The 21144-nt window shown below is 28.4% G+C and carries 26 protein-coding genes; 9 read left to right on the top strand and 17 right to left on the bottom strand.

The window, feature by feature from the left end; all coding sequences use genetic code 11:
- From murA to CLV39_RS03400, 3 genes are read right to left on the bottom strand one after another with little or no spacing between them, the layout of a single operon-like run.
- Positions 1-1296 carry a UDP-N-acetylglucosamine 1-carboxyvinyltransferase gene (murA, locus tag CLV39_RS03410; protein WP_121922838.1) on the bottom strand — a complete coding sequence of 432 codons (1296 nt, stop codon included), beginning with the start codon at positions 1294-1296 and terminating at the stop codon, positions 1-3.
- Positions 1293-2126 carry a peptide chain release factor N(5)-glutamine methyltransferase gene (prmC, locus tag CLV39_RS03405; RefSeq protein WP_121922837.1) on the bottom strand — a complete coding sequence of 278 codons (834 nt, stop codon included), beginning with the start codon at positions 2124-2126 and terminating at the stop codon, positions 1293-1295. The genes murA and prmC overlap by 4 nt, the downstream gene beginning before the upstream one ends.
- Entirely contained in the window at positions 2123-3289 is a 1167-nt protein-coding gene (locus CLV39_RS03400; protein ID WP_121922836.1) for a class I SAM-dependent rRNA methyltransferase, read from the bottom strand. The genes prmC and CLV39_RS03400 overlap by 4 nt, the downstream gene beginning before the upstream one ends.
- A gap of 55 nt (positions 3290-3344) precedes the next feature.
- On the opposite strand from CLV39_RS03400, the gene CLV39_RS03395 reads away from it, so the two are divergent.
- Genes CLV39_RS03395 through CLV39_RS03385 form a run of 3 tightly spaced genes read left to right on the top strand, consistent with a single transcriptional unit; the run spans position 3345 to position 4915 of the window.
- Complete coding sequence (locus CLV39_RS03395) at positions 3345-3911, top strand: YqiA/YcfP family alpha/beta fold hydrolase (protein WP_121922835.1); 567 nt, start codon at positions 3345-3347, stop codon at positions 3909-3911.
- Between the two features lie 32 nt (positions 3912-3943).
- On the top strand, positions 3944-4189 hold the full coding sequence (gene tatA / locus CLV39_RS03390; protein WP_121922834.1) for a twin-arginine translocase TatA/TatE family subunit: 246 nt from the start codon (positions 3944-3946) through the stop codon (positions 4187-4189).
- Between the two features lie 18 nt (positions 4190-4207).
- The gene (locus CLV39_RS03385) at positions 4208-4915 is read left to right on the top strand and encodes an RsmE family RNA methyltransferase (protein WP_121922833.1); all 708 of its coding nucleotides are present in this window, start codon (positions 4208-4210) and stop codon (positions 4913-4915) included.
- Here CLV39_RS03385 and CLV39_RS03380 read toward each other — a convergent pair.
- The 11 genes from CLV39_RS03380 to CLV39_RS03330 all read right to left on the bottom strand — a co-directional run bounded on the left by CLV39_RS03380 (position 4912) and on the right by CLV39_RS03330 (position 14132).
- Complete coding sequence (locus tag CLV39_RS03380) at positions 4912-6237, bottom strand: KamA family radical SAM protein (RefSeq protein WP_121922832.1); 1326 nt, start codon at positions 6235-6237, stop codon at positions 4912-4914. The genes CLV39_RS03385 and CLV39_RS03380 overlap by 4 nt on opposite strands.
- A 45-nt stretch (positions 6238-6282) precedes the next feature.
- Positions 6283-8091 carry a translational GTPase TypA gene (typA, locus tag CLV39_RS03375; protein WP_121922831.1) on the bottom strand — a complete coding sequence of 603 codons (1809 nt, stop codon included), beginning with the start codon at positions 8089-8091 and terminating at the stop codon, positions 6283-6285.
- A gap of 17 nt (positions 8092-8108) precedes the next feature.
- The gene (purB, locus tag CLV39_RS03370) at positions 8109-9419 is read right to left on the bottom strand and encodes an adenylosuccinate lyase (RefSeq protein ID WP_121922830.1); all 1311 of its coding nucleotides are present in this window, start codon (positions 9417-9419) and stop codon (positions 8109-8111) included.
- Between the two features lie 86 nt (positions 9420-9505).
- Positions 9506-10462, bottom strand: coding sequence for a 4-hydroxythreonine-4-phosphate dehydrogenase PdxA (pdxA, locus tag CLV39_RS03365; protein WP_121922829.1), 957 nt, complete (start codon positions 10460-10462; stop codon positions 9506-9508).
- Positions 10452-10694, bottom strand: coding sequence for a sulfurtransferase TusB (locus CLV39_RS03360; RefSeq protein WP_121922828.1), 243 nt, complete (start codon positions 10692-10694; stop codon positions 10452-10454). Before CLV39_RS03360 ends, pdxA begins: the two co-directional genes overlap by 11 nt.
- On the bottom strand, positions 10688-11038 hold the full coding sequence (locus CLV39_RS03355) for a DsrE family protein (RefSeq protein ID WP_121922827.1): 351 nt from the start codon (positions 11036-11038) through the stop codon (positions 10688-10690). The genes CLV39_RS03360 and CLV39_RS03355 overlap by 7 nt, the downstream gene beginning before the upstream one ends.
- Positions 11039-11046: 8 nt before the next feature.
- On the bottom strand, positions 11047-11349 hold the full coding sequence (locus tag CLV39_RS03350) for a DsrE family protein (protein ID WP_121922826.1): 303 nt from the start codon (positions 11347-11349) through the stop codon (positions 11047-11049).
- The gene (locus CLV39_RS03345; RefSeq protein ID WP_121922825.1) at positions 11346-11579 is read right to left on the bottom strand and encodes a sulfurtransferase TusA family protein; all 234 of its coding nucleotides are present in this window, start codon (positions 11577-11579) and stop codon (positions 11346-11348) included. The genes CLV39_RS03350 and CLV39_RS03345 overlap by 4 nt, the downstream gene beginning before the upstream one ends.
- A 12-nt stretch (positions 11580-11591) precedes the next feature.
- Positions 11592-12413: a molybdopterin-synthase adenylyltransferase MoeB gene (gene moeB / locus CLV39_RS03340; RefSeq protein ID WP_121922824.1), complete on the bottom strand. Its 822-nt coding sequence runs from the start codon at positions 12411-12413 to the stop codon at positions 11592-11594.
- Between the two features lie 81 nt (positions 12414-12494).
- Complete coding sequence (locus CLV39_RS03335; RefSeq protein WP_121922823.1) at positions 12495-13628, bottom strand: NAD(P)H-dependent flavin oxidoreductase; 1134 nt, start codon at positions 13626-13628, stop codon at positions 12495-12497.
- Positions 13629-13694: 66 nt separating this feature from the next.
- Entirely contained in the window at positions 13695-14132 is a 438-nt protein-coding gene (locus tag CLV39_RS03330; RefSeq protein WP_121922822.1) for a hypothetical protein, read from the bottom strand.
- An 88-nt stretch (positions 14133-14220) separates the two neighbouring features.
- Here CLV39_RS03330 and recJ point away from each other — a divergent pair, with 88 nt between their 5' ends.
- The 6 genes from recJ (at position 14221) to CLV39_RS08845 (ending at position 18224) form a co-directional block, all read left to right on the top strand.
- On the top strand, positions 14221-15912 hold the full coding sequence (recJ, locus tag CLV39_RS03325) for a single-stranded-DNA-specific exonuclease RecJ (protein WP_121922821.1): 1692 nt from the start codon (positions 14221-14223) through the stop codon (positions 15910-15912).
- A gap of 74 nt (positions 15913-15986) precedes the next feature.
- Positions 15987-16592, top strand: coding sequence for a peroxiredoxin (locus CLV39_RS03320; protein ID WP_121922820.1), 606 nt, complete (start codon positions 15987-15989; stop codon positions 16590-16592).
- Between the two features lie 63 nt (positions 16593-16655).
- Positions 16656-16976, top strand: coding sequence for a hypothetical protein (locus tag CLV39_RS03315; RefSeq protein WP_121922819.1), 321 nt, complete (start codon positions 16656-16658; stop codon positions 16974-16976).
- 64 nt (positions 16977-17040) lie between these two features.
- Entirely contained in the window at positions 17041-17241 is a 201-nt protein-coding gene (rpsU, locus tag CLV39_RS03310) for a 30S ribosomal protein S21 (protein WP_121922818.1), read from the top strand.
- A gap of 25 nt (positions 17242-17266) precedes the next feature.
- Positions 17267-17710 (top strand): GatB/YqeY domain-containing protein, encoded by a 444-nt coding sequence (locus CLV39_RS03305; RefSeq protein WP_121922817.1) that lies wholly within the window; start codon positions 17267-17269, stop codon positions 17708-17710.
- Between the two features lie 43 nt (positions 17711-17753).
- Entirely contained in the window at positions 17754-18224 is a 471-nt protein-coding gene (locus CLV39_RS08845; RefSeq protein WP_121922816.1) for a CvpA family protein, read from the top strand.
- Here CLV39_RS08845 and CLV39_RS03295 read toward each other — a convergent pair.
- From CLV39_RS03295 to dxr, 3 genes are read right to left on the bottom strand one after another with little or no spacing between them, the layout of a single operon-like run.
- The gene (locus tag CLV39_RS03295) at positions 18205-18684 is read right to left on the bottom strand and encodes a DsrE/DsrF/DrsH-like family protein (protein ID WP_121922815.1); all 480 of its coding nucleotides are present in this window, start codon (positions 18682-18684) and stop codon (positions 18205-18207) included. The genes CLV39_RS08845 and CLV39_RS03295 overlap by 20 nt on opposite strands.
- 36 nt (positions 18685-18720) lie before the next feature.
- A complete protein-coding gene (rseP, locus tag CLV39_RS03290; protein ID WP_121922814.1) occupies positions 18721-20040 on the bottom strand; it encodes an RIP metalloprotease RseP in 1320 nt (439 codons plus the stop codon).
- Positions 20041-21144, bottom strand: a complete 1104-nt coding sequence (gene dxr / locus CLV39_RS03285) for a 1-deoxy-D-xylulose-5-phosphate reductoisomerase (protein ID WP_121922813.1) — start codon at positions 21142-21144, stop codon at positions 20041-20043.

Raw genomic sequence — 21144 nt, 5'->3', positions numbered from 1 at the left:
TTAAATATCTTTCTTATATTTTCTTTCTATTTTTGCTCCAATACCGTTTAGTTTTTCTTCTATTTTTTCATATCCTCTAAAAAGATGATAAATATCTTCAATGATTGTAGTTCCTTTTGCTACTAATCCTGCTATAAGCATTGCGGCACTTGCCCTTAAATCTGTAGCTTTTACTATAGTTCCTTCTAAACTTTTAACTCCTTTAACTGTTGCAACTTTCCCAAAACCATCAAGATTTATATCTGCTCCCATTCTTCTAAGTTCTGGTACATGCATAAATCTGTTTTCAAATATATTTTCTTTTATTATTGAAGTTCCTTCTGCAAAACAGAGTAAAACCATAAATTGAGCTTGTAAATCTGTAGGAAAATATGGATATTCTTTAGTTTCAATATTTATTGGCTTTATATTTTCTCTTCTTTTAATTACTGCATTTCTTTCTCCAACTTTTATAACTGATATTCCTATATCTTCCAAGATATTATTTACATATTCTAAATATTCAAAAGGATAATTTTCTATTAATATTTTTCCTTCTGTTAAAGCAGATAAAACTGCAAAAGTTCCAGCTTCTATTCTATCTGGAATTATTTTATGTTTTGCTCCTTTTAAATAGGACACTCCATTTATTATTATCTCATCTGTTCCTGCTCCTTCAATGTCTGCCCCCATTTTTATTAAGAGATTTGCAAGGTCTACTACTTCAGGCTCTTTTGCTGCATTTTTTATAATTGTAGTTCCTTTTGCTAAAGTAGCTGCCATCATTATATTTTCTGTTCCAGTAACTGTTTTTTTCCTAAATTCTATTTTTGCTCCTTTTAAACCATTTGGAGCTTTTGCTATTATATCTCCTTCTTTTAATGTTATATCTGCACCCATTTTTTGAAGTGCTTCAATATGAAGATCTATAGGTCTTTCTCCAATTGCACATCCACCAGGAAGTGATACTTGAGCATTACCAAATCTTGCAAGTAATGGCCCAAGAACAAGAACAGATGCTCTCATTTTTTTTACAAATTCATAACTTGCTTTTAAATTTGGCTCTTTACTTAATTTTAATAATATAGAATTACCATTTCTATGCACATCTATACCAATATTAGAAAGAAGTGAACTCATTGTTTCTATATCTAAAAGCTCTGGTACATTTTCAAGATATAAATAATCATCTGTAAGTATTGATGCTGCCATATTTGGAAGAGCTGAATTTTTAGCTCCAGAAACTTTTAAAACACCTTCTAATTTTCTTTGTCCTTCTATTAAAAGGATTTCTTCTTTTTCTTTTATTTTATTCATTGTTTTTCTCCTATTACTACCCTATCTATTTGTTGAAGGTCTTTTATTTTTTCGGCTTTAAAACCATAACTTTGAAGAATATTTTCTACTTTTTCTGCTTGATTATATCCAACTTCAAATGCAAAAAATCCATCTTCTTTTAATAAATCTTTTCCTTTTTTTATAATTTCTTTATAAAACTCTAAACCTTCATCTTTTGCTATTAAGGCTTCTTTTGGCTCTTTTTTTACTTCAGGCATTAAATTCTCATATTCTTTTAGAGGAATATAAGGTGGATTTGATACTATAAAATCAAATTTTTCATTTATACCCCTTATTTTATCTGTTTTTATGATTTTCAATCTATTTAAAACATTATGTATTTTAGCATTTTCTATAGCTACTTGAATAGCTTTATCTGATATATCTGTAGCTATCATTCTTAAATCTGGTTTATTCTTCAAAAGAGATATAGAAATTGCTCCACTTCCTATACCAATTTCTAATCCTATCGGATTTTTTTTGTTTTTTATTCTTTTTAATGTTTCTTCTACTAAAATTTCTGTTTCAGGTCTTGGTATTAAAACCCCTTCATTTACCTTAAAATTAAGGCCATAAAATTCTTTTTCTTCTATAATATATGCAACAGGATACCTTTCTGCTCTTTTTTTTATTTTTTCAAAAAACTCTTCTTCCTGTTTCTTTGAAAGGTTTATATCTTCAATAATTAATTTCCATCTTGGAATATTTAAAATATTAGAAAGTATTATCTGAGCATCTAAAACAGCTGTTTCTATCTGTGCTTTTTTTAAAATATCTACTGCTTTTTTTAACGCTTCTTTTGTATTCATTCTACTTTCACTAAAAATCCTCTTAGATATAATGAGTTTGGAATATTAATTACATAAGGATGATCTATATCTTGATATAAATGCTCAACAACAGTTATATACTTTTTTGTTTTTTCTGCTGCAAAAAGTAAAACTCTTTTTAGATGTTCTTCTGATATATGATGAGAACAGGTAAATATAGCAATATATCCTTCTTTATTTAAAAGTTTTATAGAGTTAATTAAGAGGTATTGGTATCCTTTTATTGCATTTTCTATTTGAGCTTTATTTTTTGCAAATGAAGGTGGGTCTATTATTATAAAATCATAATTTTCTTTTTCTTCTGTTAAGAATTTAAAAGCATCTCTTGTTGTAATTTTATAATTTTTAACATTATTAAGCTGACAATTTTTTTCTATCTTGCTTACTGCTAATTTTGATATATCTACAAAATGTACAAAAGATGCCCCTTTTTTGTAGCAGTATATACCAAATCCACCAACATTTGAAAATAGGTCTAATACTTTGTCTCCTTTTTTAATATAATCTGAAACTATTTTCCTATTTCTTCTTTGATCTAAAAAAAATCCTGTTTTTTGTCCTGCTTTTATAGAGGTTGAAAATTTAATATTATTCTCTTCTATAATTATCTCATCAGGTATTTCTCCATATATTATTTCTCTTTTTGAAGGAATATTTTCTATTTTTACAATATCTACATCTGGAACATAATAAATACCTCTTGGTTTTAAAATATCTATTAATAAAGAAACAATTTCTTCTTTAAAGATATATATTCCTGCAGTGTTAAACTGAACAGATATATAATCAGAATATTTATCAACAATAAGTCCTGGTAAAAAATCTGCTTCTGAATGGATTATTCTATAAGAATTAGTGATATTTTCTAAGGATTTTCTTTTTTCTATTGCTCTTTTTATTCTTTTTTCAAAAAACTGCTTATCTATATTTTCTTTCTCAAAAGTTAAAATTCTTAAAGATATTTTACTTTCTGGATTTAGGTATCCTATTCCTACGAACTTTTTTTTCTCTGAAAAAACTTCTACTAATTCACCTTTTTCTACTTTTAATACAGGGAATTTTTTAATCTCTTTTTTATAGATTGAAGGATTTAAAAGTTTAATTTTTTTTAATCCTTCTTTATTTAGTATTACTTTTTTCAAATTCTATCCTTTTCATTTATAATTATTACAAAATAATATTATAAGGGAAATTAAAATGAAAATATTGTATATTCATGGTTTTAATTCTGCAGGATATGGAGATAAAATAAATCATCTAAAAAATGATTTTGGAGCTGAAAATATTATTGCTCCAACTTTACCTTATGATCCTGAAAAAGCAATGAAACAGCTTGAATTTCTTACAGAAGCTATAAAAGATAAAGATAAATTATGGATTTTTGGAACTTCCTTAGGTGGTTTTTATGCTTTATATCTTGCTGATAAATATAAAGTACCTGCAGTATTAATAAATCCTTCTACAGATCCTTATACTTCTTTGAAAGATCAAGTAGGGCCTCAGGTTAACTATAAATCTAATGAAAAATATGAATTTACTGAAAAGCATTTAGAAAGTTTAAAAAAATATTATGTTAATAATCTTGAAAATTTAAAAGATTTTGTATATGTTTATCTTGATGAAGAGGATGAGCTTCTTGATAGTAAGAAAACTAAAGAGTATTTTGAAAAAAATGGTATATATGTAAAAATGTACCCAGGAGGTAATCATAGATTTATACATATGCCAGAGCTTATACAAGATATAAAAACAAAAATGGTATAATTTTTATAATTTTTATGTAGGAGGAAAATTTTATGTTTGGTGGAATAGGAATACCTGAACTTTTATTAATATTTGGAATACTTCTCTTATTATTTGGAGCAAGAAAACTTCCAGAAATAGGAAAAGGTCTTGGAGAAGGAATTAGAAGTTTTAAATCTTCTTTAAGTGGTGATGAAGAAGAGAAAAAAGAAGAAAAAGTTGTAAAAGCTAAAGAGATAGAAGCAGAAGTTCAAAAAGAAGAGATAAAAACTGAAGAAAAGCAAAAGGCAGAGGCTTAAAAGCCTTGTCTTTTTAAGATGTCTTATCCAAGATTCATAGGAAAAGTAGAAAATTCTACTGTAATACTATCAGAAGAAGAATTTCATCATCTTAAAGTAAAAAGATTAAAAGAAGGTGATTTTTTTGAGTTAAATGATCTTAAAGGTAATATATATCTATGTAAGATAGAAAAAATTTCAAAAAATGAACTAAAAGCTTATCCAATAGAAAAAATACATCAAAAAGAAGAAAAACTAAAAATAGATTTATATCTTTGTATTCCAAATCAGTTATCTAAAATTGATGATCTTATTCCTTTTTTAAGTGAGCTTGGAGTGGATAAATTAATACCTGTAATATGTAAAAATTCTGCTATAAAGCAAAAACAGATAGAAAAAAAATTAAAAAAATGGGAAAAGATAGCTTTAAACTCTATTAAACAATGTAAAAGGCTTTATCCTTTAAAAATAGAACCCCCAAAACAGTTAAAAGATATAAATCCAGATTCAGATATAAAGTTTTTATTTTATGAAAAAGAAAAGGAAAAAACTTTAAAACAGTTTTGTGATAAAAAAGTAGACTCAATTAGTATTTTTATTGGGAATGAAGGAGGCTTTAAAGAAGAAGAGGTATTATTTTTAGAAAAAAAAGGTTTTATTCCTTTATCCTTAGGAAATTTAATTTTAAAAATGGAAACTGCCGTAATTACGGCAGTTGCAAATATTAAGTTCTGTTTTGAAGATTAACTAACTCCTGCTTCTAATCTATCTCTGGATAAAATTTCTTCAAGTTCTTCTTCATAAAAGAATTTATCTGAGAATGCAGGTTTTAAATCATCTATCCATAAAGCTTCTTCATTATATTCTGCAAAGAAAGGTTTTCCTACCCAATCAGGATTTCTTCCTTGTAAGAAATCAAGCACCATATATTTTTTACCATTTATTTCTGTAATTCCAAGCATTCTAATCTTACCTGGAGTTGCAGACATAGAAGGTCCTCTAACAGTTCTTGCTATTCCACTTACTTGTTTAAAAGCATCTGTGAATATTTTCCAAGCTCTTACTAAAGGTACTCCGAAATAATGTTGTGCACCTGTATCTCTTGCCATAAACATATAATAAGGTATCATTCCAAGTTCTACTTGTTTTTGCCACATCTTAGCCCAAACATCAGAGCTATCATTTATATGTTTTAGTATTGGAGATTGGGTTCTAATTTCTGCACCTGTTTCTCTTATTTTTGCAATTGCTTCTTGAACTTCTTCTGTTTCTAATTCTTTATAATGGTTAAAATGAGCCATATATGCAAGATGATAACCTTTATCAACAATTTTCTTAAATAAATCTAATAATTCTTGAGCATCATCATCTGTTAAGAATCTATAAGGCCAAAATCCAAGAGCTTTAGAACCAATTCTTATAGTTTTTAAATTAGGAATATCTGCTTCTAAAATAGGTTCTATATATTGTTTTAAAAGTTTAGTTTTCATTATAAGTGGATCACCACCAGTAAATAATATATCTGTAATTTCAGGATGAGCTTTAATATATCTAATTAATATATCAACCTCTTTCATTGCAAATTTAAGCTCATTTATACCTATAAATTGTGGCCATCTAAAACAGAAAGAACAGTATGCATGGCATGTTTGCCCTTGTTTTGGGAAGAAAAGTATAGTCTCTCTATATTTATGTTGTGAACCATGTAGTTTTTCCCCATCTATTTCTGGAATATTATATTTTTGCCCTGCAGGATGAGGATTAAGTTTCATTCTTATATCATGAACAACTTTATTTATTTTTTCTTCAGACTCTCCATTTTTTAATAATGTTGCTATCTTATTATAATCTTCATCTGTAAGCATTCCTCGTTGAGGAAATGTAAGTCTAAAAATAGGATCATTTAAAGGATCAGACCAATCTATCAGTTTTTCTATAACATAATTATTTACCTTAAAAGGAAAAACCTTAGCTACTACTTTTATATCAAAAATCTCTTTTTCTGATAAAGAATTTTTTACCTGTGGAATGTTTTCAAATGTCCTAATATTATATGTCCTATATTTCATATACTTACCTCCTTTCTTATTTTCCTGCTACTTACCTTCTAATTTTTATTTTTTTAAATCTTTTTTTCTAATTCTAATAGCATCAGGAGTAACTTCTATTAACTCATCATTATTTATCCATTCCATAGCCTTTTCAAAATCCATCTTCTTAGCAGGAATTATTTTTATTCCTTCATCTGCACTTGCTGCTCTCATATTTGTAAGCTTTTTCTCTCTTGTAATATTTACCCATAAATCATTATCTCTATTATGTTCTCCAACTACCATTCCTTCATAAACTTCTGTTCCTGGGTCAATAAAAATAATACCTCTATCTTGAAGTCCATTAATTGCATAAGGAGTAGCTACTCCTTTTCTATCTGATACTAATGCTCCATTTTTTCTTGTTTTTATATCTCCAGCCCAAGGTTCCCAACCTTCAAATATAGCATTTATTAAACCTTCTCCTTTTGTATCTGTTTTAAACTCGGATCTATATCCAATTAATCCTCTTGATGGTATTAAAAATTCAAGTCTTACCCTACCAAAGCCATGATTTATCATATTTATCATTTTTCCTTTTCTTGAACCAAGCTTTTCTGTAACTATTCCAACATATTCTTCCGGAATATCTATAACTACCCTTTCTACAGGTTCTAATTTTTGTCCATTTTCTTCTTTTGTGATTACTTCTGGTTTTGAAACTTGAAACTCATATCCTTCTCTTCTCATCATTTCTGCAAGAATAGAAAGCTGGAGCTCTCCTCTACCCATAACTAAAAATGCTTCTGGATTTTCTGTATCTTCAACTCTTATAGCAACATTTGTTAATGTTTCTTTAAATAATCTATCTCTTAAATGTCTTGATGTTAAAAATTTTCCACTTCTTCCTGCAAAAGGTGAATCATTTACAGAAAAAATCATAGATATAGTTGGTTCTTCAACTGTAATTGGTGGTAAACTTTCTGGATTTTCTGCATCTGCAATAGTTTCACCTATATATATATCATCAATTCCTGCTATTGCTACTATATCTCCTGCTTTTGCTTCTTTTACTTCTACTTTGTTTAAACCTTCATATGTATATAAAGCTCTAATATTTCCTTTTATAATTTTTCCATCTTTTTTTATAACAGATACAGGCTGACCAACTTTTACTGATCCATTAAAAATTCTTCCAATTGCTAATCTTCCAACATAATTATCATAATCAAGGGAAGTTATTAAAAATTGAAAACCTTTTTCTGGATCATATGTAGGGGCAGGCATGTAATTTATTATTTTTTCAAATAAAGGTTTCATATTTGTAGAATCATCTTCTAAATTCTCTTTTGCTATGCCATCTTTTGCAATGGCATATATAATTGGAAAATCAAGTTGATCTTCCGTTGCATCTAAATCTATAAATAAATCATATATCTCATCTATTACTTCATTTATTCTTGCATCTTGTCTATCTATTTTGTTAATTACAACTAAAGGTGTAAGTCCTGCTTCTAAAGCTTTTTGTAAAACAAATCTTGTTTGAGGCATAGGTCCTTCTGCTGCATCCACTAAGAGGATTACACCATCTACCATTTTTAAAGTTCTTTCAACTTCTCCACCAAAATCTGCGTGCCCCGGTGTATCTACAATATTTATTTTGATATCTTTGTATTTTATAGCAGTATTTTTAGCCATAATTGTAATTCCGCGCTCTCTTTCAAGGTCTATATTATCCATTACTCTTTCTTCTACTTCTTCATTTTCCTTAAAAGTACCACTTTGTTTTAAGAGGGCATCTACTAATGTAGTTTTTCCATGATCAACATGGGCAATAATAGCAATATTCCTTATATCGCTTCTTACTGCTTTTCTTTCTTTTAAATTTTCCAATATAAAAACTCCTTTAATTAATATTTTCCAAAAACTCTTTCATATATATATGGAACATTCCTTAAGAATTTATTAACATCAAAGATTTCGTCAAGCTCTTCTTTTGAAAGTCTTTTAGTTACTTCTTCATCTTGAAGTAATGCATCTTTAAACATTAATCCTTCTGTATCCCAAGCTTTCATTGCATTTCTTTGAACAATATCATAAGCCTCATCCCTTGAAAGTCCTTTTTCAACAAGAGCAACAAGCACTTTTGAAGAAAAATAAAGCCCTTTTGATAAATCCATATTTTTTTTCATTCTTTCTGGATAAACGACTAAATCTTTTAAAACTTTAATTGTAAGATTTAATATATAATCAAGAGCTATTGCTGAATCTGGCATGACTACTCTTTCTACTGAAGAATGGGATATATCTCTTTCATGCCATAAAGCTATATCTTCCATTGCTGGAATACTATTTGCTCTAATTACTCTTGCAAGTCCTGTAATTCTTTCACATGTTATTGGATTTTTCTTATGAGGCATTGCGGATGAGCCTCTTTGACCTTTTTTAAAAGGCTCTTGAGCTTCTAATACTTCTGTTCTTTGTAAATGTCTTATCTCAACTGCTATTTTTTCAAGAGAAGAAGCAGTAATTGCCATTGCAGTCATAAACTGGGCATGTCTATCCCTTTGAACAACCTGATTAGAAACAGGTTCTGGCTTTAATCCAAGTTCTTCTAAAGCATATTTTTCTACCATTGGATCTATATTTGAATATGTACCAACTGCTCCTGATATTGCACCAACAGAAACTACTTCTTTTGCTTGCTCTAATCTTTTTCTATTTCTTTTCATCTCTTCATACCAAAGAGCAAACTTAAGGCCAAAAACCATAGGTTCTGCATGAACTCCATGGGTTCTTCCCATCATAACTGTATCTTTATATTTAAATGCATTTTCTTCTAAAATAGGTAAAAGTTGATCAATATCTTTTAAAAGTATATCTATTGCTTCTCTCATTAAAAGACCAAGGGCAGTATCTATAACATCAGAAGATGTAACTCCAAGGTGTATATATCTTCCATTTTCACCAACTTGCTCAGCTACTGCAGTGACAAAAGCTAAAACATCATGATTATAAATTTTGTCAAGTTCATGAATTCTTTCTACAACTTTTTCATCTATATAGGTTTTTTCTTCTATCTCTTTTAATGCTTCATCAGGTATTTTGCCAAGTTTATTCCAAGCTTTACATATAGCTATTTCTACATCTAACCATTTTTTAAACTTATTTACTTCAGACCAAACTTGTCCCATTTCAGGTAAAGTATATCTTTTAATCATAAATAGACTGACCCCTTAGATGAATTTGTGATTAGTTTATTATATCAGGTTTATCTGATTATATAAAATTATGATTATTAGAATATTTAAATTAATTTATCTGCTAATTTTACAGCTTCTATCAAGGAAGATGGATCAGCTTTATCTTGTCCTGCTATATCAAAGCCTGTACCATGGTCAGGAGAGGTTCTTATAAAAGGAAGTCCAAAGGTAATATTTACTGCTTTTCTAAAACAAAGTAATTTTAAAGGTATTAATCCTTGATCATGATACATTGCTATGTATATATCAAACTCTTTGTATTTATTAAAAGCAGTATCTGCAGATAAAGGATTAGTAATATCTATTCCTTCTTTTCTTAGTTTTTCGGCTACAGGAATTAGTATTTCAATCTCTTCTTTTCCAATATTTCCTCCATCTCCAGCATGAGGATTTAAACCTAAAAGGGCTATTTTAGGTTTTTTTATTTTAAGTTTTTCTTTTAGTTCTTTATCTACAAGCTTTACTTTTGAGTAAACCTTTTCTTTTGTTATATTTTTAGCTACATCTTTCAAAGGAATATGAGTTGTTATTAAAGCAACTTTCAGTTTTTCACATATTAAAACCATAGAATATTCTTCTGCTTTTGAAACTTCTGCTAAATAATCTGTATGTCCTGCATATTTAAAACCTGAAAGCATTACGTATTCTTTAGATATTGGAAGAGTTATAAGAGCATCTACTTTTTTATTTAAAATATCATTTACTGCTTTTTCAAGATATAAAACTGATGCTTTTCCAGTTTCTTTTGAAGGTTTTGAAGGTATGAAATTTTTGTCGTATATATTTATTAAATAAAATCCTTTATTCTTTGCTTCTTTAGGAGAATTTATCTCAACAAAAGGACTTTTTTTATTATACTTTTTCAAATAAAAATCAATTATTCCTTTTGAACCATAAATAATATAAATGTTAGGAGGAAGTTTTTCTACAGATTTTACAAGTATTTCGGGAGATATACCTGCAGGATCGCCTAAGGTAATAGCTAATTTTTTACCAGACAATTACCTTTTCTGCCTTTTCTATTATATCTATAATGTCTTCATAAGATATAAGCTTATCTTCAGGAAATTTAATATTTCTTGCTTTAACATCTTCTTCACAAGCAAGCCAGTTTTCTATAGAAGGAATTCTTAATACAGCATCTTGGATAAGAATAATCATATCATTATCTTCAAGTAAGTCTGCTTCAGGGAAATCTGCAGGCCTTTTTATCAACCATACTGTATTTACCATGTTAAAACAACCTCAGAGTTTTTTATTAATTCGCAGATTTCCTCTTTAGGTTTTATATTTATATCTACACCCCAATCTTTTAATTTAATACCCCTTTCTCTTATTGCTTCTTCTTCTGCATAGATTTTAGCTTCCATCATTCCAAGAGCTGATATAGATTTATCAAAAGGTTCTATTCCTATTAATTTAGGATTCCAATCTGTTAATGTATAAACACCATCTCTTATAAAGATAACATTTACATTATGTTCCATTGCACTACCAACAGCTTGTCTTAGAGCTTCAAATGCTTTCCAGCTAAATGGATTTGTTCTTATAATAACTGTAAGATTTTTCTTTGCCATTTTTTCCTCTAATCTAAAATAATAACCTTATCTGCTTCTTTTATAAGTTTTGCAAGTCCATACATACTACTGCTTTCAGCCCAGCTTTCTGGTTTTATTTTTCTCTGTTCTGCATTATGAGCACAATAAAAAGCCTTCGCTCCATTTTCTACAAGCTGTTTTATTTCATCTCTAACAATAGAATAAAGACCATTACCCATAAAAAATATACTTGTTTCATGTTTTCTACTTAAAGATGCTTGAGACATTTTTACTAAAGTATTAAAATCATTTGAGTAAGGATTGCTTGCCATTATAAATAGTAATTTCATTTTACTTTCCTTACATAAACTTCCCACAAGTTATCTCCAACTTGCTTAACATCTAATACTTCTTGTCCCTCATCTTTCATACTTTTAGGTACATTTTCTACTGAAGGTTTATAATCTAAAATTATTTTTAAAACTTCTCCTTCTTTCATCTGTTCTATCATTAATTTGCCTTTAACAAAGGTAAAAGGGCAAACCTCACCTTTTAAATCTAACTCTTTATCAAACTCCATTATAAACCTCTCTTAAAATCTTATTTCACAGGTTTCAGGATCATATTCTATAAGCTCTTTAATTTTTGGATTTTCACTACATAAAGGACATTTTGGATCTTTTCTTAGTTTTACAATATTAAACTCGGTAGTTAAAGCATCAAAAGTTAATAACTTTCCAATTAAAGGTTCTCCAATATCTAAAATAAGTTTTAATGCTTCATTTGCTTGGAGTGTTCCCATAATACCACCAACAACACCAAGAAGACCTGCTTCTTGACAGCTTGGAACAAGCCCTGGAGGTGGAGGTTCTGGGAATAAACATCTATAACAAGGAGATTCTTCTTTATTTCTATAATCAAAAGTAGTTAACTGTCCTTCAAATCTAAGAATAGCCGCAGAAACTAAAGGTTTTCCTAAGAAAAAGCAAGCATCATTAACTAAAAATCTTGTAGGGAAGTTATCAGAACCATCTAAAACAATATCGTAATCTTTGATTATATCAAGTACATTACCTTTGTGGATTTTTTCATTATAAGCAACTACTTTTACATCAGGATTTAAAGCTTCTAATGTTTTTTTTGCTGATTCAACCTTTGGCATTCCAACTCTTGAAGTATCATGAACTATCTGTCTTTGTAAGTTTGAAAAGTCAACAACATCAAAATCTACAACTCCTATTGTTCCTACACCAGCAGCTGCAAGATAATATAAAGATGGTGAACCAAGCCCACCTGCTCCAATAACTAAAACCTTTGAATTTAAAAGTTTTTGTTGCCCTTTTCCACCAACTTCTGGCAAGATTATATGTCTGCTATACCTTTTAATCTGTTCTTCTGTAAATTGAAATGACATAAAAAACACCTCTCTAATAAGAGATTTATAGAAAGCATTATATTATATTAATTTATAAAATTATTCAATCTATTATCAATATCATATTTTTTTAGCAAAATTTTCTTCAGGAATATCTTGTCCTGAAGGAACCCCTTCAACTAATTCTCTTATTAAATCTTTTACATGTACTAATCTTTTTATTCTATATCCATTAGAACCACTAAAGAATAAACCTGTTTCATATCTTCCAAGATATGCATCTCCAAGTCTATCTGCAATACAATATCCTACTTTTTTAGCTTCTTCACCATGATTACATGGTACAACACAGTTAGATACACATTTGACTTCAGGAGCAATACCTTTTTCAATATCTTTTAGTAATTTTGTAATAACACCTCTTGCAGGGTATCCAACTGGAGATTTAATAAGCTGTATATCTTCTTTTTTTGCATTTATTATTACTTTTTTAAACTCATCTGATGCATCACATTCATAAGTACCTACAAATCTTGTTCCCATTTGAACACCAGCAGCCCCAAGAGACAAATAATACTCTATATCTTTTTTATCCCAAATTCCACCTGCTGCAATAACCGGAAAGTCTCCCCATTTATCCCTTTCTTCAATAACCTGAGGAACAAGATTTTCAAGTTGGAATTCAGGTTTAAAACAGTCTTCATAAGGAATTCCTTGATGCCCTCCTGATTTTGGTCCTTCTACTACAACTGCATCTGGAAGTCTGTTATATTTTTTCTTCCAATGTTTACATATTACCCTTAAAGCTCTTGCAGAAGAAACTATTGGTACAAGTGCAACATCTGTTCCTGCTGCATACTCAGGAAGTCTTAAAGGAAGTCCTGCTCCTGATATTATAATATTAGCTCCTGCTTCTATACTATCTTTAACAACTCTTCCATAGTCTGTAATTGCACAAAGTATATTAACTCCAATTACTGCTTTTTCTCCACCTGCTATTTCTTTTGCATCTTGTATAATTCTTGTTAAAGCTTCTTTATTGTGGATATATTTACTTCCAACAGGTCTTCCATCTTTTAAACGAACATAATTTGGATGTCTATAACCTGTTCCTACAGAAGAAACTACACCAAGACAGCCATGTTTAGAAACATTTCCTGCTAAATTTTCCCAAGATATACCAACTCCCATTCCACCTTGTATTATTGGATATTCTATTTCATATTTACCTATTCTAAGTGGTTGAAAACCCATCTCTAAAAACCTCGTATTTTAAACTTAATTTTTAAGTTTATCATATTTAAAAATATTTTCTATGATTTAAGCTTCTATTTTAGGGAGCGCTTTTTTTGCTTTTAAAGTTTTTAAAATACTCATATATAAATCTGGCTCACCTTCAGCAAAAGCAACTTCTATTACCCTTATATTATTTTTCTCTTTTATACATTCTGCAATAAAATCAGCTATAAATGGCCCGCCTCTTCTTTTATGCTCATAAACTAAACCTCCTAAAACTCCAATTGTAAATTTATTTTCTTTATAAACTATTTCTATCTCTAAAATTTCTTTTACAGCAAAAACAGATTTTATGTAGTTTGAAATAGCTTCTTTTAAAGAATCTTCTATATTTTCAATATTTACTGATTTTTCTTTTTCATTTTTAAATGCTAAGGTTTTTGAATTTTCTGAACCATTTTCTTTTGTTTTACTTTCTTTATTATTGTCATTCTTCTTATTAAATTTTATAATTTTTGCCATTTTAATTTCTCCTTCAACCTCTGTTAAATTTAATATAATTAACTATAATATGATATAATCCAAATTTCAAAATAAATAAGGAATAAAAATGCAAAAAGGTTTAACAGGTCAGGCTTGGATTGTTTTATCTGAGAAAAACAATCCTCCTGATTATTTAATAAAAAAATATGGAAAAGTTTTAGCCCAGCTTTTATATAATAGGCAAGAACTATTTGGAGAAAATCTTTCTGAAGAAAGTATATATCCAAGCCTAAAAAATCTGTTAAACCCTTCATTATTCATAAAACTTGAAGAGATCTCTGGAAAACTTGCTAATCTTATAAAAAAAGGAAAAAGAATTGCAATTTATGGTGATTATGATGCAGATGGTATAACAAGTACTGCTCTTCTTTCCAACTTTTTATATGACATAGGAGTAAAAGTAAGATATTACATACCAAGTAGATTTTCTGAAGGGTATGGATTAAATAAAGCTGCTATAAAAAAAATATCAACATTAGCAGATATTTTAATTGTTCTTGATAGTGGTACAAGCGCTTATGAAGAGCTACAATTTGCTATTGATAATGGACTTCAAGTTTTCGTTTTAGACCATCATGAGCCAAAAGATAAAAACTGGTTTTACAAAAATGTAAATATTTTAAATCCAAAACTTTTTGATAATATAAATCCATATTTTAAGCATTTATCAACTGTTGGAATTGTTTTTTATCTTATGATAATGCTTAGAAAGCATCTAAATCTAAATATTAAACTAAAACCATACTTAGATATTGTTTCCATAGGAACTATAGCAGATGTTGTACCTTTAACAAGAATAAATAGAATTTTAGTTAAAGAAGGAATAAAAGAGATAAATAAAAGACATAGAGTAGGTATTAAAGCTTTACTACAAAATATAGCTTTAAGTCGTGTAAATAGTTTTGATATTAGCTTTCATATTGCACCGAGAATAAATGCAGCAGGAAGATTAGATGATGCTAAAAAAGCAGTAAAACTCCTTATTACAAGAGATTTTAAACAAAGTAAAATACTTGCTAATGAACTTGAAGCCTTAAATAAAAAAAGACAAAAAATTACAGAAAATTTACTTCATGAATGTCAAAAATCAATAAATGAGAAATCTCCTGAAGAGATTATTGTTGTACATGGAGAAAATTGGCACCAAGGAGTAATAGGAATAGTAGCTGGAAGGCTTCTTGAAAAATATAAAGTACCTTCTATAGTACTTGCTGTTAATAATGGTAAAGCAGTAGCATCTGTAAGAAGTACACCAAATATAAATATTCATAAAATACTCCATAAACATTCTTATTTATTTGAAAAATTTGGTGGTCATTCTATGGCTGCAGGTTTTTCTATAAAGACATCTAATATTCCTAAATTAAAAGAAGTTTTAAAAGAAGAAATTAAACATATAAAAAAAGAAGAAACATATTTGGAAATAGATATGGAAATTCCCCTTTCCTACTGGAATGAAAAAACCTTTAAACAGCTTTCAATATTAGAACCTTTCGGAGAACAAAATCCTTTTCCAATATTCTTAGCCAGAGGATTAAGAATAGAAGATTTTATGACTGTAGGTAAAGAAAATCTACATCTTAAATTTTATCTTAGAGATGAAAATAAAAATGTATATCAAGCATTATGGTGGAATGCTAAAAATTATGTAAATAAACTTTCAGTAGGAATGAAAATAGATATTGCATATATTCCAAAAATTTCTATCTTTAATAATAAGACATCTATAGATTTTATTATTTCAGATATAGCTATATGAGAAAAATCATTAAAAAATATTAAATAATTAGGAATAATTATTAATAACAATAATAAATCTATGGAGGTGCCAAAATGTCAGAAGAAGTAATCTTAGTTGGTCAAGAAGTACCAGATTTTGAAATGGAAACTTATGAGCCTGAAACAGGTAAATTTGGAACATTCTCATTAAAACAAGCTAAAGAAGAAGGAAAATGGACAATTCTTTTCTTCTATCCAGCAGACTTTACATTTGTATGTCCTACTGAACTCGCAGATCTTGCAAATGTTTATCCTAAATTAAAAGAGCTTGGTGCAGAAGTAGTTTCTGTATCAACTGATACTAAATTTGTACATCTTGCATGGCATAGAGATGAAAAACTTCTTGAAAATGTAAAATTCCCAATGGGTGCAGATCCTACAGGAAAAGTTTCAAGAATGTTTGGAGTTTATGACTGTGAAACTGGACTTGCTTTAAGAGGAACATTTATCATATCTCCAGAAGGAAAACTTGTTAGCTCTGAAGTTAATTTCTATAATGTAGGAAGAAATGCAGATGAACTTTTAAGAAAAATGGAAGCTAATGCTTATCTAATTGGTCATCCAGAAGAAGCATGTCCTGCTAAATGGGAACCTGGTAAGAAAACTCTCAAACCTTCTGAAGAAATTGTTGGTAAAGTTTACGAAGCTCTTAATGAATAATAAATATAAAGGTAGGGAAAACCCCCTACCTTTTATATTTTCTAGTTTGATATAATAATATTTATGCAAAAGTTTAAACTTAAAAGATATTTTCCACAAGAAATAGAAATAGAAATTACCGATAAGCAACTTTTAGATATGTTTCCTATAGAAGAGCAAGAACATCCTTTTATGGGAAATATAGAAAGAGTATGGAAATCTGAAAATCAAATTTTTAGTATAAAAAATTCAAACCCTGAAGACATTATAGATTTATCAGGAAAAACAAAACATATCCAACTAAAAAAAGAAAAAATGTTTGATATTCTCTCTAATCTTGAAAAATTTCAAATAATTCTATATTACGAAGATAAAGAAGACCTATATGATGTTATAAAAATTTGACTTTTCAATGGAAAATAAGTTATTCTATTTTGATAAAATCTTATTTTAGGAGGTTGCGTTTTTAATGGCAATAGTTGAAGTAAAACCTGATGAAAGCATTGATAAAGCTTTAAAAAGATTTAAAAAAATATGTGAAAAAGAAGGTATCATAACAGAAATGAAAAGAAGAGAATTTTATGAAAAACCTTCTGTAAAAAGAAAAAGAAAACAAAGAGCTGCTAGAAAAAGACTTATAAAAGCATTAAAGAAAAAAGGTTTATTATAATTTATATAAATTTAGAGGTTTTATAATGCCTATTTTGCAAGACTTACAAAATGAAATGAAGCAAGCATTAAAATCTGGAGACAAGGAAAGGCTTTCTGTAATTAGAATGCTTGTGTCAGAAATTAAAAAGTTTCAAATAGATAGTAAAAAAGAACTTACCGATGAGGAAATTATTCAAGTTCTTCAAAGATATGCTAAACAAAGAAAAGAAGCTGCGAAACAATATAGAGAAGCTGGAAGGGAAGATTTAGCACAAAAAGAAGAAAAGGAATATGAGATAGTTTCCAGCTTTTTACCTGAGCAGCTTACAGAAGAAGAGATTAAAAAGATAGTTGAGGAAACTATAAAAGAAGTTGGAGCATCTTCTATAAAAGATATGGGAAAGGTAATGCAGGCTGTTATGCCAAAGGTAAAAGGAAGAGCAGATGGCTCTGTTGTAAGTAAAATTGTTAAAGAAAAACTTTCTTAAAAAGTTGAATTTTAATTAAATAAGATTTAATATCGATTGTTTTATGATTGATTTAATTTTTATTTTATTTTTCTTTTGTGTTTTGCTTATAGGGGGATATAAGGGATTTTTTTATTTGGTTTTTAACTTTATTGCAGGTTTTACAGGTGTAATTTTTGCTTTAAAATTTAATGATATTCTAATCTCCGTATTAAAAAACTATTTTCAAACAAATCAGATAGTATTAAAAATCCTTTCTTTTCTTTTCATTTTTCTTTTTATTTTTTCTACATTTATGATTTTACATAGATTAATAGATAAATTTCTTATGAAAAAGTTTAAAATATTATCCATTGCCGATAGAATATCTGGAATTATAGCTGGTGTTTTAATATCTATTTTTAGTATTTATCTAATTTATATTTACTCTAATTCTAATAAAGTTATTAAGACCTTAGTATCAAATTCTAAAATTATAAAAAGTGTAGAAAGGTTAGAAAAGGGGAATAATCCCCTTAGAAATTTAAAACTATAGGTTTATCTGCTTGGTTTACAAAATTTAAAAATGTAGAAGCACCTACAGGCTTTTCAACACCTTCAAGTAAATCTTCAGCTTTATATCCAAAGAGCTGTAAAGCAGTATTACAAGGAAAAAGTTTTATATCTAAATCAATTGCTTGTTGTATTAAGTCTTCAAGTTGAGGCACTTTATTTTTTTTCATCATATTTTTCATCATTGAAGTTGCAAAATCTACCATGCCAGGCATTACTGTAAGAATTTGAGGTACTGGAAATGGCATTGTCATTGCAGGATTTCCAACAGGCGCAACTTTTAAATTTTTATATTTTTCTTTGTGTAGTACATTAATGCCATAAAAGCTAAAAAACATACCAACTTCCATTCCCATTGCAGCTGCTGTTGTACCAATTACAAATGCAGGTAATACTTTGTCTAATGTTCCGCTTAAAACAATAATTCCAACTCTTGTTGTCATCCTTTTATCCTCATAATAATTTTATATTTATATATATTATTGTAATACTCTTAATATATCATTAAAAATGACAAATATCATTAGAGTACCAAGAATTGCAAATCCAATATAAGCTAAATATTCTTTAGCTTTTTCTGGTAAAGGTTTTCTTATTATACTTTCAATTAAAAGAATAGCTATAAGTCCACCATCTAAAACTGGTATAGGAAGTAAATTTAAATAACCAAGTTGTAAAGATATAAATGCCATTGCAAATAAAAATGTAGATATACCTGATTCAAGGGCTTGTCCTGAAAACTGAGCAATAGCAATAGGTCCTCCAAGAGTTTTTATTGACACTTCCCCTGTTACCAATCCTTTTATAACTTTCCATAAAGCAACTGTAAGATCTGCTGATTTTTCAAAAGCTTTTTCTATAGCTTCAGTAAATGGATATTTTACAAGTTTTGTTTCTAAAGCAGGTGATATTCCAATAATATATTTTTTTAACTGAGAGTTATATTGAGGTATTACATCTATTGAAATAATTTTTCCATCTCTTTTTACTAATAATTTTATTGGTTTTTGTTCTTTAATTTTAGAAATTATCTCTACAAACTGATACCAAGTTTTTACAGGTTTGCCATTTACAGCAAGTATAATATCTCCTTCTTTTAAGCCGGCTTTTTCTGCAGGGGAACCTTCTAAAATTTTCCCTATTTTCACAGGAATAACTGGTGCAATTCCTATTCTATCTTTATTTATATTTTCTGGTACTTGAACAGTAATATTTATTTTTTTCCCATTTCTTAACACTGTTAAGTTTGCTTTTTTACCTGCTTTTAAGCCTATTTTTATTAAAAAGTCTTTCCAATTTTCTACAGGTTCACCGTCTACAGCAATTATTTTATCCATAGGTTTTATACCTGCTTTTTCTGCAAAACTTTCTTTTTCTACATATCCAACAACAACTGGTTTTTCCATGTAGGCTGGTTGTTGAATTCCTATCATATAAGCAAGAGCAAAAGCAAATAAGGCAAAAATAATATTAAAAAGAGGTCCTGCTAAAGCTATTAATATTTTTTGCCATCTTGGTTTTGCTGAAAATGAGCGAGGATCTATTTTATCTTTTTCTGACTCTCCTTGTATAGGTTCTGTCATGCTATCTTCGCCATACATTTTTACATAGCCACCAAGAGGAAGAATTGCTACTTGATATGTAGTTTCTTTTCCTTTCCAACTAAATATTGGTTTACCAAATCCTATAGAAAATACTTCTACTTTAACTCCAAACATTTTTGCAAAGATAAAATGTCCAAATTCATGGATAGTGATTAAAACTCCAAGTAATATTAAAAATCCAATTGCTGTTGCCATTTATTCCTCCAATAATTTTTTTGTTTCATTGATTATTTTAAATATATCTTTAAGATTTTCTGGTTTAGAAAATTTAGCTTTTTTTAATACTTTTTCAATTAAAAATGGAATATCTGTAAAAGATATTTTTCCATTTAAAAATTTTTTTACTACAAACTCATCAACTGCAGTAATTACTATTGGATAAGCTCCACCTTTTTTAGCATATTCAAGAGCTATTTTTAAAAGTGGAAATTTCTCTAAATCTGGATTTAAGAACTCTAACTTACCTATTTCTGTAAGCTTTAATTTTTTTATACCTATATTTTTTCTTTCCGGATAAAATAATGCATAAGCTATAGGATATCTCATATCTGTTGGAGACATATTTGCAAACATAGTACCATCTATAAGTTCAACTATAGAATGTATTATACTTTGAGGATGTATTACAACATCTATTTTTGAATAATCAAAATCAAATAGATAATGAGCTTCAATTACCTCAAGGGCTTTATTCATTAATGTGGCACTATCTACTGAGATTTTTTTACCCATTTTCCATCTTGGGTGATTAATAGCTTCTTCTATAGAAACATTTTTTAGTTTTTCTTTATCATAATTTAAAAATGGCCCTCCTGAAGATGTTAAATATATTTTTTCAACTTCTTCTTTTTTTAAGTTTATTAAAGTTTGAAAAATTGCAGAATGCTCACTATCTATAGGAATAATATCCTTATATCTTTCTTTTAGTAGTTCTCCAAGACATATTATTGATTCTTTGTTTGCAGTTATAAGCTTTTTACCATTTTTTAAAAGATAGTAAGTTGGATAAATTCCTGCGATTCCTGATATTCCATTTATGTATAAGTCTATATCAAGCTGTGAATAAAATTTTATTCCTTCTTCACCTTTTAGTAGTTTTATATTTTTTAAGTTTATATTTTCATCATTAGCAATATGTACGTACTTAGGTTTAAACTCTTCTATACACTGGATTAATTTATCAGATATTTTAGATGCTGAAAGTAAAACAACATTAAACTTATTTTTAAATCTTCTTACAATATCTAAGGTTTGACTGCCTACTGAACCGGTACAACCTAGAACTGCTATATTTTTCAA

It is taken from the genome of Hydrogenothermus marinus (assembly GCF_003688665.1).
GTDB lineage: Bacteria > Aquificota > Aquificia > Aquificales > Hydrogenothermaceae > Hydrogenothermus > Hydrogenothermus marinus.
The sequence above is the reverse complement of the archived record's forward strand: the minus strand, read 5'-3'. Positions and strand labels throughout refer to the sequence as shown.